Genomic DNA, 13,101 nt, shown 5'->3' with positions numbered 1-13,101 from the left:
ACGGTTGATCCAGTGTGACGATAATGGAACAGCCGCCCAAGCCCTGCAATCATGACGACCAACACACGGCATGCATTGCCCAGCCCGCCCTGCACAACCCAGACGTTTCCTACAGCACAACCAGGACCGCCGATCAAGTGGCGCTGAACTTCCCAACGCCACCGGCTTCACACGCAGTACATTCATTGCACACAGGCGGATGACCATGCCCAATGCCTGCGCCCCTCGAAGCGGCGTGGTGCTGCTCGACACCCGCGCCCACACCCCTGACCACGAGCATGCCGTGCACCTCAAGCTTGCCGAAGGCCTGGCCCGCCTACTGGGTTGCCGAGCGGTGCAGCCCAAGCAGCCACCCACTGCTGCCGATGGCTACTACTACCTGCCAACCGAAACCCTGGTCGAGCCCAAGCGCCATGCAGCCATGGGCATTTGCGCCGAGCACGACCTGTTCGGCGGCCTGGTCGCACACCCCTACATGGCCACCAAGGCGATCTCGCACCCGTTGCCGGCCGGGGCCAGCTTCCCTACCGGCTGGACCGATGACTTCGCCCGGCAAGCCAGCGACGCCCTGCTGCGCGGCTACACCGTGTTCAGCAAAGCCGATGCGCGCACCGCCGCCCAGCTACTGCTGCTGGACGGCCCGTTGCGGGTCAAGCCTGTGCTGGCTTGTGCCGGCCGCGGGCAACAGGTCATCACCACGGCAGATGCCCTGGAGCCACTGCTAGCCGGCATGGATGATCAGGATTTGGCAGTGTGGGGGCTGGTGCTCGAGGAAGACCTGAGTGACGTGCAAACCTTCAGCGTCGGCCAGGTGCGCGTCGCGGGCTTGACCTGCAGTTATCACGGCACCCAGCAATTGACCCACGACCATCAGGGCACCGAAGTATACGGTGGCTCCGACCTGGTCGTGGTGCGTGGCGGCTACCAAACGCTGCTGCAACTACCGCTGGATGACCACCTGCGCCTGGCTATCAACCAGGCGATGGCCTACGAGCAGGCCGCCGAACAGCACTTCCCAGGCTTCATCGCTTCGCGGCGCAACTACGACATTGCCCGCGGCCTCACCCCCAAAGGCCACGTGCGCAGCGGCGTACTAGAACAATCCTGGCGCCTGGGCGGTGCCAGCAGTGCCGAGCTGCTGGCCTTGCAGGCGTTTGCCGACGACCCGGCACTGCAACGGGTGCGGGCCTCCACCCATGAGGTGTTCGGCACCCCCGACCTGCCCACTGACGCCACCCTCTTCTACCAAGGAAACGACAGTGAACTCGGACAACTCAGCAAATTTGCGCGGATTCGCGAACATGGCCATTCAGAGTGAAACCGTTGAGCTGCAAGTCGAGAATGACAGCATCGTCGGCACCTTGGTCAGCCCGGGTAGCAAAATGCCGGGCATCCTCTTCGTCCATGGCTGGGGCGGCAGCCAGCAACGCGACTTGGCCCGGGCTCGGCATATTACCGGGCTAGGCTGCGTCTGCATGACCTTCGACCTGCGCGGCCACGAAAAAACCGAAAGCCAGCGGCTCACGGTCACGCGCGAACAAAACCTGATGGACCTGCTAGTAGCCTACGACCGCCTGGTCGGCCACCCAGCCGTCGACGCCAGTGCCATTGCCATCATCGGCAGCAGCTATGGCGGCTACCTCGCCACCTTGTTGACCCGCGAGCGGCCTGTCAAATGGCTGGCCTTGCGGGTACCTGCCATGTACTGGGACGAGGAATGGAATAGCCCCAAGCAAACCCTCGACCGGCAACGGCTTAGCGCCTACCGCCAGCGCCCGCTCGGCCCGGCGGACAACCGCGCACTGGCCGCCTGTGCCGAATTTACCGGGGATGTGTTGCTGGTGGAGTCCGAGCAGGATGCCTACGTGCCGCACAGCACGTTGATGAGCTATCGCTCGGCATTCGTCAGCGCCCATTCGCTCACCCACCGCATCGTCGACGGTGCCGACCACGCGTTGTCCAGCGAAGCGAGCCAGAAGGCCTACAGCTCGATTCTGACATCATGGGTCAGCGAAATGGTCATCGGTGCCCGCCTGGACCGCTACCCGCACTACGCGCCGTGGTATGCCTGAGGCTCGCCTACCTGGCAATGCAGGCCGCCATCGGCACCGCGCACCAAGCTACGCAGGGTCTGGTAGGCAGCGAAGTTGACACCACGCGCCTGATGCTGGCCGAGCAGGTCAAGGAACGGCTCCTCGACGAAATAAACTGCCGCCGCCGCCCATGCCTGGCGGGACTGCCATTGCAGGTACTGCAACACCCGGCTGCCGTCGTCACTGGCCTGGATGCTGACGCTCTGCAGCCCTTCGCAGCGCGTGGCCAGCTCTTCGCTGCGCGCCACCAGCGCTTGGGCCAATGCCTGCTGGCATATGCTTGGCACTTCATATTCGATCATCTGGGTGAACCACAGGGCATGGGGTGTTGCTGTCATGAAGAGCTCCTGGCGACGGACGCGTACAACGCGATACCGAACAGGGTAAAACCTCAAGTTATATCAAGGTCAAGCGGTTTCTCCGCCACTGGAAGGGCACTAACCGGATACCGCGAAGCGTCGCCGATAATCACTCGGGGTCAGGCCGGTGATGCGCTGGAACACTTTGCGAAACGCGCCCGGGTCCTGGTAACCGACGCCCCAGGCGATTTGCTCGACATTGCGCCGGGTGAACTCCAGCAAGCGGCAGGCCCGCCCTACCCGCACTTGCTGGCAGTATTCGGTCGGCCGTAACCCCGTCGCGGCACGAAAACGGCGCAGGAAGGTGCGTTCCTCCAGCCCTGCGCAGGCGGCCATGCTGGCCAGGTCAGCGTCCTGCCCGCCGTTGCCCTGCAACCAGTGCTGCACTTTCAGCACCGCCTCATCGCCATGCTCCAAACGCGGGTTGAATACAGCACCGGGCAGCGCTGCTGCAACCGGGTCGACCGCCAGGTAGCGGGCAGTTTCGCGCGCCACCGTCGCGCCCATAAAGCGCTCCAACAAGCGCAAGCCCAGGTCGGTCCAGGCCATCAAGCCGGCCGATGTGACGATGTCACCGTCGTCCAGCAATGGCTGCTGGGCCTCGACCCGCACCTTGGGAAAACGCTGGGCAAGCGAATGCACGTAGTTCCAGTGGGTGCAAGCCGGGCGCCCGTCCAGCAGGCCGCTGGCAGCGATGAAGAACACCCCGATACACACCGAAGCCATCACTGTGCCACGCCCGTGCAACCGGCACAGCGAAGCGCGGTGGCGTTCCAGCAGCTCGCCTTGCGGTGCCGACTCCAGGCTTGGCGGAATGATCAGCACCCGCAGGTCAGACGCGGCGGCGGTTGGGCTCTCAGGGGCAAGCTGCAACTGCCCGGCGTCATCGGCCTGCCAGAAGCTGATGCGCACCCGCGGCAACTCGACAGCGCCCAGTTCGCCAGCAACCCGGTTGGCCACCAGAAACAGGTCGGCCAGCCCATGCACGGCGGCACGCTGCGCACCGGGGTACAGCAGCAGGCCGATATCCAGGCTGGCGGGGTTGTCAGTTTTTGCCCTCATTGTGTCGGTCACGCCAATCCTCAGGTCGGTGCACACAGCCTATAACTAACGTCAGCCAACGACTACTGCCACAGGAGGCAACATGAACAAGCAGGCGCTGATCATCATCGATATCCAGAACGACTACTTCCCCGGCGGCAAATGGACCCTAGAGGGCGCCGACCTGGCAGCCGACAATGCTGCCCGTCTTTTGGCCGCGGCGCGCCAGCGAGGCGACTTGGTGGTACATGTGCGGCATGAATTCGACAGTGCCGATGCACCGTTTTTCGCGCCTGGCTCGCAGGGCGCGGCCATCCACGCCAAGGTCGAGCCGCTGGCGGGCGAGCCGGTGGTGCTCAAGCACAAGGTCAACGCCTTCCTGGGTACTGACCTTGAGCACACGCTGGACCGGCACGGCGTCGAAGCGCTGACCATCGTCGGCAGCATGAGCCACATGTGCATCGACGCCGCCACCCGTGCTGCGGCTGACCTGGGTTATGACGTGACCGTGGCGCACGATGCCTGTGCCACGCTGCCACTGGAATTCAACGGCAAGCAAGTGCCAGCAGCGCAGGTGCATGATTCGGCTATGGCAGCGTTGGCATTTGCCTATGCCAAGGTGGTCAAGACCGATGAGTTGCTGGATCGTTGATAGGTCTTGATAGTTGGGGGCGCTTTGCGCCCCTTTTCGCAACGTGAGGCTGCCCCCACAAAGGCTCGGGTAGCTTCTGTAGCAGCCTGCAGCGTCAAATCACCACATTGCGCACAAAGCGCACCGCCACCGCCCCATCGTTGCGATAGGCATACTGGCAGTTGCTGGGGAACACCTGGAACTGCCCCGCCTGCAGCCGATGCTCCACCCCTTCGATAATTAGCGTCAATTGCCCTTCAGCCACATAAATCTGCTCGCTCCAACCCTCGGCATCGGCCTCGCTGGAATAGCACTCGCCCGGCGCCAGGGTCCATTCCCACAGCTCCACCTCGCGCCGCGCCACGCTACTGCCCAGCAGCACCGCCCTGCTCTGCGGGTGCTCGCCGGCCCAGGCCAGCTCTTCGATGCGGCCGGGGTCACGCTGGTCGGGCGCCTGGATCAACGTGCTGAACGCCACACCCAAGGCTTCGGCAATCAGGTCGAGGGTGGTCAGGCTGACATTTTTTTCGCCCGCCTCGATCGCCACCAGCATGCGCCGGCTGACCCCGGAGCGCTCGGCCAATGCCGCCTGGCTCATACCGGCGCCATTGCGCAGGCTGCGAACATTGAGGCTGACATGTTGCAGCACCGATGCCCGGTGCGAAGAATCTTTGTGCACTATATTGCTCACTGGTCGATATTGCGCAGTATACTGCCCACTTTGCGGCGATTGTGCGCCGCCCCCTGCGAGTGCGCAAGACCATGAGCCAACCCAGCAGCAAGCCGACCCCCACCGTTACCTTTCGCCTGAGCAAGGCCGAGTTGGTGCTGGTGTTCATCACCATGCTATGGGGCGGCACCTTCCTGCTGGTGCACAACGTGATGAGCGTCAGCGGCCCGATGTTCTTCGTCGGCTTGCGCTTCGCTGCAGCCGCCCTGTTCGTTGGCATGGTTTCAGCGCGGGCACTGCCCGGGCTGACCTTCACCGAACTCAAGGCCGGCGTGCTCATCGGCGTGTCGATCATGCTCGGCTACGGCCTGCAGACCATGGGCCTGCAAACCATCAGCAGCAGCCAATCGGCATTCATCACCGCGCTGTACGTGCCGTTCGTGCCGCTACTGCAGTGGCTGGTACTGGGCCGGCGGCCCGGTCTGATGCCCAGCATCGGTATCTGCCTGGCGTTCGCCGGCCTGATGCTGCTGGCTGGGCCAGAGGGCGGCAGCCTGCACTTCAGCGAGGGTGAACTGGTGACCCTGGTCAGCGCCGTGGCCATCGCGGGCGAAATCATCCTGATCAGCCGCTATGCCGGCCAGGTCGATGTGCGCCGAGTCACCGTGGTGCAACTGGCGACCGCTTCGCTGCTGGCGTTTCTGATGATCGTGCCAACCCAGGAGCGCATCCCCGACTTCTCCTGGCTGCTGCTGGCCAGTGCCGTGGGCTTGGGCGCCATGAGTGCGGTGATCCAAGTAGCGATGAACTGGGCACAGAAGTCGGTTTCGCCCACCCGTGCCACCCTCATTTATGCCGGCGAACCGGTATGGGCTGGGATCGTCGGGCGCCTTGCCGGTGAGCGCCTGCCGGGCGTGGCGCTGCTCGGCGGCCTGCTGATCGTGATCGCGGTGGTGGTCAGCGAACTCAAGGTGCGCCGCCCCCGCCAAGCTATCGAAGCACGCGACGTGCAGGCAGACGGCGAACGCCAGGCCGGGCTATGAAAAGGTCAACAGCGGCTATGCTTTGTAAAAAACTGTTATAAAAAAACAGCTTGTCACAGCCTGTTTGTAGGATTCTGCGACAGCTTGCGTGTTGGTGATCATCACCTCGGCACGTATGATTCTTTGCAAACTTCTCCAGAATAGGCCGCTATGTCATTGATAGTGCTATTGCTTCTGCCGTTCGTGGGCAGTTGCCTGGCAGCTGTGCTGCCGCACAACGCACGTAACGCCGAGTCCATTCTCGCCGGGCTCGTGGCCCTGGTCGGCACCGTCCAGGTAGCACTGCTGTACCCTCAGGTCGCCCACGGTGGCGTGATTCGCGAAGAATTCCTCTGGCTGCCCAGCCTGGGTTTGAACCTGGTACTGCGCATGGACGGCTTCGCCTGGCTGTTCTCGCTGCTGGTGCTGGGCATCGGCGCGCTGGTGTCGCTGTATGCCCGCTACTACATGTCGCCACAAGACCCGGTACCGCGCTTCTTCGCCTTCTTCCTCGCTTTCATGGGCGCCATGCTCGGCCTGGTAATCTCCGGCAACCTGATCCAGCTGGTGTTTTTCTGGGAACTCACCAGCCTGTTCTCCTTCCTGCTGATCGGCTATTGGCACCACCGTGCCGACGCCCGGCGCGGTGCTTACATGGCACTGATGGTCACGGGTGCAGGCGGCTTGTGCCTGTTGGTAGGTGCCCTGCTCCTCGGCCATGTGGTCGGCAGCTACGACCTGGACAAGGTCCTGGCTGCCGGCGACACCATCCGCCAGCATGCGCTGTACCCGGTGCTGCTGCCCCTGATCCTCATCGGCGCCCTGAGCAAGAGCGCCCAGTTCCCCTTCCAGTTCTGGCTGCCCCACGCCATGGCAGCACCCACCCCGGTATCGGCTTATCTGCACTCGGCTACCATGGTCAAGGCCGGGGTGTTCCTGCTGGCGCGCCTGTGGCCGGTGCTATCGGGTAGCGAGGAGTGGTTCTGGATCGTCGGGGGTGCCGGCGCGCTCAGCCTACTGCTCGGCGCCTTCGCCGCCATGTTCCAGAACGACCTCAAGGGCCTGTTGGCCTATTCGACCATCAGCCACCTGGGCCTGATAACCCTGCTGCTGGGCTTGAACAGCCCGCTGGCCGCGGTGGCTGCTGTGTTCCACATTCTCAACCACGCCACCTTCAAGGCCTCGCTGTTCATGGCCGCCGGTATCATCGACCACGAAAGCGGCACCCGTGACATCCGCCGCCTCAGCGGCCTGATCCGCCTGGTGCCGTATACCGCCACCCTGGCCATGGTGGCCAGTGCCTCGATGGCGGGCGTACCGTTGATGAACGGCTTCCTGTCCAAAGAAATGTTCTTCGCCGAAACGGTGTTCATCAGTTCCACCGCCTGGGTCGAAGCTACCCTGCCGGTGATCGCCACCCTGGCGGGTACCTTCAGCGTGGCCTATGCCCTGCGCTTTACCGTCGATGTGTTCTTCGGGCCAACGGCCCAAGACCTGCCCCATACCCCGCACGAACCGCCACGCTGGATGCGTGCACCGGTCGAACTGCTGGTGCTTACCTGCCTGGTGGTGGGCATCTTCCCCGCCCAGTCGGTGGGCCCGCTGCTGGCCGCCGCCGCCCTGCCAGTGGTGGGCGGCACCCTGCCGGAATACAGCCTGGCCATCTGGCATGGCTGGAACGCACCGTTGATCATGAGCTTGGTGGCCATGAGCGGCGGTATCGTGCTGTACCTGTTGCTGCGCAAGCAGCTGCGCCTGGGCCGCTTCCCCTACCCGCCCTTAATCGAGCGTTTCAACGGCAAGCGCCTGTTCGAACACGGCCAGGTGCAATTAATGCTGCTGGCGCGGCGCATCGAACGCCTGCTCACCACGCGCCGCCTGCAGTCGCAGCTGTTCATGCTGGTGGTGGCTGCCTTCCTCGCCGGCCTCACGCCCATGCTCTACAGCGGCCTTAGCTGGGGCGATCGGCCGAAAATTCCGGGCTCGGGGGTGTTCGTCGCGCTGTGGTTGATCGCCATCGCCTGCGCCATCGGTGCCGCCTACCAGGCCAAGTACCACCGTTTGGCAGCGCTGATCATGGTCAGTGTCTGTGGCCTGATGACCTGCATCACCTTCGTCTGGTTCTCCGCGCCCGACCTGGCCCTGACCCAGCTGGTAGTGGAAGTGGTCACCACTGTGCTGATCCTGCTTGGCCTGCGCTGGCTGCCGCGGCGGATCGAAGGCGTGTCGCCACTGCCAGGCAGCCTGGAGCGTGCACGCATGCGCCGCCTGCGGGACCTGCTGCTGGCAGTGCTGGTGGGTGGCGGTATGGCCGTGCTGTCGTATGCCATGCTGACCCGGCCGACGCCCAACGACATTTCCTCGTTTTACTTGAGCCGGGCCCTGCCCCAAGGCGGCGGCACCAACGTGGTCAATGTCATGCTGGTGGACTTCCGTGGCTTCGATACCCTGGGTGAAATCACCGTGCTGGTGGCCGTGGCACTGACCGTGTTCGCCCTGCTGCGGCGCTTCCGCCCACCGAAGGAGAGCATGCAATTGCCGGCGCAGCAGCGCCAGCTGGCGCCCGATGTGGTCACCGACCTGATCAACCCGCGCCATGCCACCGATACTGCCCTGGGCTTCATGATGGTGCCTGCGGTGCTGGTGCGCCTGCTGCTGCCGATCGCCCTACTGGTGTCGATGTACCTGTTCATGCGTGGTCACAACCAGCCAGGTGGCGGCTTCGTCGCCGGCCTGGTGATGTCGGTGGCGTTCATTCTGCAGTACATGGTAGCGGGCACCCAGTGGGTAGAGGCGCAGATGAGCCTGCGGCCGCTGCGTTGGATGGGTACCGGCTTGCTGTGCGCAACCCTGACCGGGGTCGGCGCGATGCTGTTCGGCTACCCGTTCCTCACCACCCATACCGCCCACCTGCACGTGCCGTTGCTCGGTGATGTGCACGTGGCCAGCGCGCTGTTCTTCGATGTCGGCGTGTACACCGTGGTGGTCGGCGCGACCCTGCTGATCCTCACGGCCCTGGCGCACCAGTCGGTGCGCGCCTACCGCCCGGGCAACCCGTCGAAAACCAGTCAAGCAGGAGCCGCCTGATGGAAGAAGTGATTGCAGTCGCCATCGGCGTATTGGCCGCCTCAGGGGTGTGGCTTATCCTGCGCCCGCGGACCTACCAGGTCATCATGGGCCTGTGCTTGCTGTCGTACGGGGTCAACCTGTTCATCTTCAGCATGGGCAGCCTGTTCATCGGCAAGGAGCCCATCATCAAGGACGGTGTTACCCAGGACCTGCTGCACTACACCGACCCGCTGCCGCAGGCCCTGGTGCTTACTGCCATCGTCATCAGCTTCGCCATGACCGCGCTGTTCCTGGTGGTGTTGCTGGCCTCGCGAGGGCTGACCGGTACCGACCACGTGGATGGCCGGGAGCGTGACGAATGAGTGGCATGAGTCAACTGATCATCGCGCCCATCCTGCTGCCGCTGCTGACAGCGGCCGTGATGTTGCTGCTGGGCGAGAAACACCGGCAGATCAAAGCCCGGCTGAACCTGCTGTCGACCTTCGCCGGCCTTAGCATCGCGGTCAGCTTGCTGCTATGGGTACGCACCCAGGGCCAGGCGGAATCGATCGGTGTCTACCTGCCGGGTAACTGGCCGGCACCGTTCGGCATCGTGTTGGTGGTCGACCACCTGTCCGCGCTACTGCTGACCCTCACTGGCATCATCGGCTTCAGCGCCCTGTTGTTTGCCCGCGCCCGCTGGGACAGTGCCGGGGCCAGCTTCCATGCTTTGTTCCAGATCCAGTTAATGGGGCTGTACGGCGCCTTCCTCACCGCCGACCTGTTCAACCTGTTCGTGTTCTTCGAGGTGCTGCTGGCTGCCTCCTATGGCTTGCTGCTGCACGGTTCGGGGCGAGCCCGGGTGCGCGCCGGCCTGCATTACATCGCCATCAACTTGTTTGCCTCATCGCTGTTTCTGATCGGCGCGGCAATGCTGTATGGCGTAACCGGCACCCTGAACATGGCCGACCTGGCCCTGAAGATTCCGCTGGTGCCGGAGGCCGACCGCGGCCTGTTGCATGCTGGTGCAGCCATCCTGGCCATGGCCTTCCTAGTCAAGGCCGGCATCTGGCCGCTGAACTTCTGGTTGGTGCCGGCCTATGCCTCGGCCAGCGCGCCGGTGGCGGCGCTGTTCGCCATCATGACCAAAGTCGGCCTGTACGCCGTGCTACGCCTGTGGACGCTATTGTTCTCCGGGCAGGCCGGGGCCTCGGCACACTTCGGTGGGCAATGGCTGGTGTACGGTGGCCTGGTTACTCTGGCGGTGGCGGCGGTGTCGATCCTGGCCGCACAACGCCTTGAGCGCATGGCGGCCCTTAGTATCCTGGTGTCGGCCGGCACCCTGCTCGGCGCTGTCGGTTTTGCCCAGCCGGCGCTGACCGGCGCGGCGTTGTTTTACCTGGTCAACTCCACGCTGGCGCTGTGCGCGCTGTTCCTGCTCGCCGAACTGGTCGAACGTTCGCGCTCAGCCAACGAAGCGCCGCTGGACGATGAAGAAGATGCCATGCCGCCGCCGCTGGAATCGCTGCACCCGCCCAAGGGCATCAACCTGGACGACGAGCAAAAGGTGGTGATCGGCCAGATCATTCCGTGGACCATGGCCTTCCTCGGCCTCAGTTTTATCGCCTGCGCCCTGCTGATCATCGGCATGCCACCGCTGTCGGGTTTTGTCGGCAAGCTCAACCTGATCAGTGCGCTGTTCAATCCGCAGGGGCTGGGTACGCCGCCCGAGCACCCACTGGGCGCAGCAGGCTGGGGCCTGGTAGCCTTGCTGATCTTGTCCGGCATGGCTGCGCTGATCGCTTTTGGCCGCGTTGGTATCCAGCGCTTTTGGAAGCCCGAAGAACGCCCGTCGCCGGTGTTGCGCCGCTACGAGTGCCTGCCCATCGTCATCCTGCTTGGCCTGTGCATCATCCTTAGCCTCAAGGCCGAACCGTTGCTGCGCTACACCCAGGATACCGCTGCCAGCCTACAGGCTCCGGATACCTACATCGACGCCGTGATGGCCGCCCGGCCAATTCCTGGCCCGACCTCGCTCGACGTACAGGTGCAGCCATGAGCCGACTGTTCCCCGCCCCGCTGTTATCGGTTTCGCTGTTTGCGCTGTGGCTGTTGCTAAACCTCTCGGTCAGCCCCGGCAACCTGTTGCTGGGTGCTGCGCTGGGTGTGCTGACGCCGCTGCTGATGGCCCCCCTGCGCCCGCAACATGCCCACGTGCGGCGGCCGCTGGCCATCGCCCGGCTGATCGGCCGGGTCGGCATCGACGTGATCATGTCCAACCTGCTGGTGGCCCGTGGCGTGTTGCGGGCCGGCAAGCAACCACCACGCTCGGCATTCGTGCACATCCCACTTTCGCTACGCGACCCGCATGGCCTGGCGGCGCTGTCGATGATTACCACGGTGGTGCCCGGCACGGTCTGGTCCGAACTGGCGCTGGACCGCAGCGTATTGCTGCTGCATGTGTTCGACCTGGACGATAAGGCCGCTTTCATCCAGCACTTCAAGGACACCTACGAACGCCCGCTGATGGAGATTTTCCAATGACAGGCCTGCTCGCCCATGCTGTCCTCACCAGCCTGTTCATCTTCGCCCTGGCCATGGCCCTGGCGCTGATCCGGCTGTTCCGCGGCCCGTCCGCCCAGGACCGGGTGCTGGCGCTGGACTACCTGTACATCCTGGCCATGCTGACCATGTTGGTGCTGGGGATTCGTTATGCCAGCGACACCTATTTCGAAGGTGCCCTGTTGATTGCGCTGTTCGGCTTCGTCGGCTCGTTTGCCCTGGCCAAGTTCCTGCTGCGCGGTGAGGTGATCGAATGACTGAAACCCTTGTACTGCCCCTCTGGCTGGAGGTGCTCACTGCCATGCTACTGCTGACCGGCAGCCTGTTCGCGCTGATCGGTGCCTTGGGCCTGTTGCGCCTGAAGGACTACTTCCAGCGCATGCACCCGCCGGCACTGGCCTCGACCATTGGCACCTGGTGCGTCGCGCTGGCCTCGATCCTGTACTTTTCCTGGCTCAAGGAAGCGCCAGTGCTGCACGCCTGGTTGATTCCGATCCTGCTGTCGATTACCGTGCCGGTGACCACGCTGTTACTGGCCCGGGCGGCGCTGTTCCGCAAGCGCATGTCGAACGAGCCGGTACCTGAAGAAGTCAGCAGCGGCCGTGATCGCGGTCATTGATTGAAGGTTACCGCCTCACCCTTGGCTGAGGCGTTGCAACTCCCGTCGAACCATGGCGACATACGGCGCCGGGCCAAGGCGGTACAGTTCGCCTGCCACCCAGTTCAACCAGGCGCCTTGCAGGGCTGCGCGCCTGGCCAGCAAGCGCTCGGCCTCGGCCACGGCACCTGCCTGGTGCTGCCGATGAAACGCGGCACGCGTGGCAGGTGCGGCGTTACTGTCGCTCATTCACTGGCCTTGAAGGTGGTCAGTTCACCCTTGCGCCATTTGGCAACTTTGCCGGTCACTGCCTTCAGCAACTTACCCAGGCCTTCTTGCACTTGTTGCTGCGCGGCGAACACCAGCATCACGCCGTGGCCCTCACGGAACACGATGCCCTCGCCTTCGGGCACCGATACGAAGGCGTAATCGCCTACGCCATACACGTTAAGCTTGATTTCGCGAAAGCGCATTTCCAGTTTGCCACCTTCGCGGCTGGGCAATACGGCGGCGCGAAAGTGGTCGCCAACTTTCAGTTCCAGGCGCTGTTTGTCATCGACCACCAAGGCGCTTTCGGTGTCGATTTCGGCCATGTACAGGCCTTCGGGACTCTGTTCGGTGACATAGATAAAGCGGCCCTGGAACAGCTGGGCCAATTTACCGCGCAAATCGCCCAAGGCGAACAACGCATGGGTATCAAGAGTGCTGACTGCCAATGAAGTAATCCTCAACCGGTTACAACCCGCCCTCATCCAAGCTCGGTGAGGCACGGCAATTTCTTGTCGATGGGCGAAAAGAGTAATAAAGCGATATGCGACATGTCTGTGTCCGCTGGCGATGCAGCGTGCAGGATTGTTTACTCTGGCCTGCCAGATCTGGCCTTAAACAGGCTTTCGGCATATTCCCGATTCGGGAAGCGTAATGGCTGACAACCCACCTGCCAGAAAAGAAGCGATAGGCATTGCCAGAGCGCACGTCTGAACGGGCCCTGCAACCATCAGCACATTACTAGTAGAAGAATATGCAACAAAACACCGAAATCCGTCGAGAGGCAAAGTGCATTTCTTGCACTGCGCC

The 13,101-nt window shown here is 63.5% G+C and carries 15 protein-coding genes; 10 read left to right on the top strand and 5 right to left on the bottom strand.

Going from position 1 to position 13,101, the window contains the following annotated elements:
* The first annotated feature begins 199 nt into the window (after positions 1 to 199).
* Complete coding sequence (locus DV532_RS08810; RefSeq protein ID WP_056806839.1) at positions 200 to 1,318, top strand: DUF3182 family protein; 1,119 nt, start codon at positions 200 to 202, stop codon at positions 1,316 to 1,318.
* On the top strand, positions 1,302 to 2,072 hold the full coding sequence (locus tag DV532_RS08805) for a S9 family peptidase (protein ID WP_056806836.1): 771 nt from the start codon (positions 1,302 to 1,304) through the stop codon (positions 2,070 to 2,072). Before DV532_RS08810 ends, DV532_RS08805 begins: the two co-directional genes overlap by 17 nt.
* Here the strand turns inward: DV532_RS08805 and DV532_RS08800 are convergent.
* A complete protein-coding gene (locus tag DV532_RS08800; RefSeq protein WP_056806834.1) occupies positions 2,051 to 2,431 on the bottom strand; it encodes an antibiotic biosynthesis monooxygenase in 381 nt (126 codons plus the stop codon). The genes DV532_RS08805 and DV532_RS08800 overlap by 22 nt on opposite strands.
* Positions 2,432 to 2,530: 99 nt before the next feature.
* Positions 2,531 to 3,514 carry a GlxA family transcriptional regulator gene (locus DV532_RS08795; protein WP_056806831.1) on the bottom strand — a complete coding sequence of 328 codons (984 nt, stop codon included), beginning with the start codon at positions 3,512 to 3,514 and terminating at the stop codon, positions 2,531 to 2,533.
* A gap of 82 nt (positions 3,515 to 3,596) precedes the next feature.
* Here DV532_RS08795 and DV532_RS08790 point away from each other — a divergent pair, with 82 nt between their 5' ends.
* On the top strand, positions 3,597 to 4,145 hold the full coding sequence (locus DV532_RS08790) for a cysteine hydrolase family protein (RefSeq protein WP_056806828.1): 549 nt from the start codon (positions 3,597 to 3,599) through the stop codon (positions 4,143 to 4,145).
* A gap of 94 nt (positions 4,146 to 4,239) precedes the next feature.
* Here the strand turns inward: DV532_RS08790 and DV532_RS08785 are convergent, their stop codons facing one another.
* A complete protein-coding gene (locus DV532_RS08785) occupies positions 4,240 to 4,803 on the bottom strand; it encodes a helix-turn-helix domain-containing protein (RefSeq protein WP_082477187.1) in 564 nt (187 codons plus the stop codon).
* A gap of 83 nt (positions 4,804 to 4,886) precedes the next feature.
* Here DV532_RS08785 and DV532_RS08780 point away from each other — a divergent pair, with 83 nt between their 5' ends.
* The 7 genes from DV532_RS08780 (at position 4,887) to DV532_RS08750 (ending at position 12,045) form a co-directional block, all read left to right on the top strand.
* Positions 4,887 to 5,837 (top strand): DMT family transporter, encoded by a 951-nt coding sequence (locus DV532_RS08780; RefSeq protein WP_056806882.1) that lies wholly within the window; start codon positions 4,887 to 4,889, stop codon positions 5,835 to 5,837.
* 150 nt (positions 5,838 to 5,987) lie between these two features.
* Positions 5,988 to 8,903, top strand: a complete 2,916-nt coding sequence (locus DV532_RS08775) for a monovalent cation/H+ antiporter subunit A (RefSeq protein WP_056806821.1) — start codon at positions 5,988 to 5,990, stop codon at positions 8,901 to 8,903.
* Entirely contained in the window at positions 8,903 to 9,247 is a 345-nt protein-coding gene (locus tag DV532_RS08770) for a Na+/H+ antiporter subunit C (RefSeq protein ID WP_003250128.1), read from the top strand. The genes DV532_RS08775 and DV532_RS08770 overlap by 1 nt, the downstream gene beginning before the upstream one ends.
* A complete protein-coding gene (locus DV532_RS08765) occupies positions 9,244 to 10,923 on the top strand; it encodes a monovalent cation/H+ antiporter subunit D (RefSeq protein WP_056806818.1) in 1,680 nt (559 codons plus the stop codon). Before DV532_RS08770 ends, DV532_RS08765 begins: the two co-directional genes overlap by 4 nt.
* The gene (locus DV532_RS08760; RefSeq protein WP_056806815.1) at positions 10,920 to 11,408 is read left to right on the top strand and encodes a Na+/H+ antiporter subunit E; all 489 of its coding nucleotides are present in this window, start codon (positions 10,920 to 10,922) and stop codon (positions 11,406 to 11,408) included. Before DV532_RS08765 ends, DV532_RS08760 begins: the two co-directional genes overlap by 4 nt.
* A complete protein-coding gene (locus DV532_RS08755) occupies positions 11,405 to 11,683 on the top strand; it encodes a K+/H+ antiporter subunit F (RefSeq protein ID WP_056806811.1) in 279 nt (92 codons plus the stop codon). The genes DV532_RS08760 and DV532_RS08755 overlap by 4 nt, the downstream gene beginning before the upstream one ends.
* The gene (locus DV532_RS08750; protein ID WP_056806807.1) at positions 11,680 to 12,045 is read left to right on the top strand and encodes a Na+/H+ antiporter subunit G; all 366 of its coding nucleotides are present in this window, start codon (positions 11,680 to 11,682) and stop codon (positions 12,043 to 12,045) included. Before DV532_RS08755 ends, DV532_RS08750 begins: the two co-directional genes overlap by 4 nt.
* A gap of 15 nt (positions 12,046 to 12,060) precedes the next feature.
* Here DV532_RS08750 and DV532_RS08745 read toward each other — a convergent pair whose 3' ends face one another.
* The gene (locus tag DV532_RS08745) at positions 12,061 to 12,273 is read right to left on the bottom strand and encodes a hypothetical protein (protein WP_056806804.1); all 213 of its coding nucleotides are present in this window, start codon (positions 12,271 to 12,273) and stop codon (positions 12,061 to 12,063) included.
* Positions 12,270 to 12,740 (bottom strand): hypothetical protein, encoded by a 471-nt coding sequence (locus DV532_RS08740; protein ID WP_003250101.1) that lies wholly within the window; start codon positions 12,738 to 12,740, stop codon positions 12,270 to 12,272. Before DV532_RS08740 ends, DV532_RS08745 begins: the two co-directional genes overlap by 4 nt.
* Between the last annotated feature and the right edge of the window lie 361 nt (positions 12,741 to 13,101).

The sequence above is a fragment of the Pseudomonas sp. Leaf58 genome, from assembly GCF_003627215.1.
In the GTDB taxonomy this organism is placed as follows: domain Bacteria; phylum Pseudomonadota; class Gammaproteobacteria; order Pseudomonadales; family Pseudomonadaceae; genus Aquipseudomonas.
The sequence above is the reverse complement of the archived record's forward strand: the minus strand, read 5'-3'. Positions and strand labels throughout refer to the sequence as shown.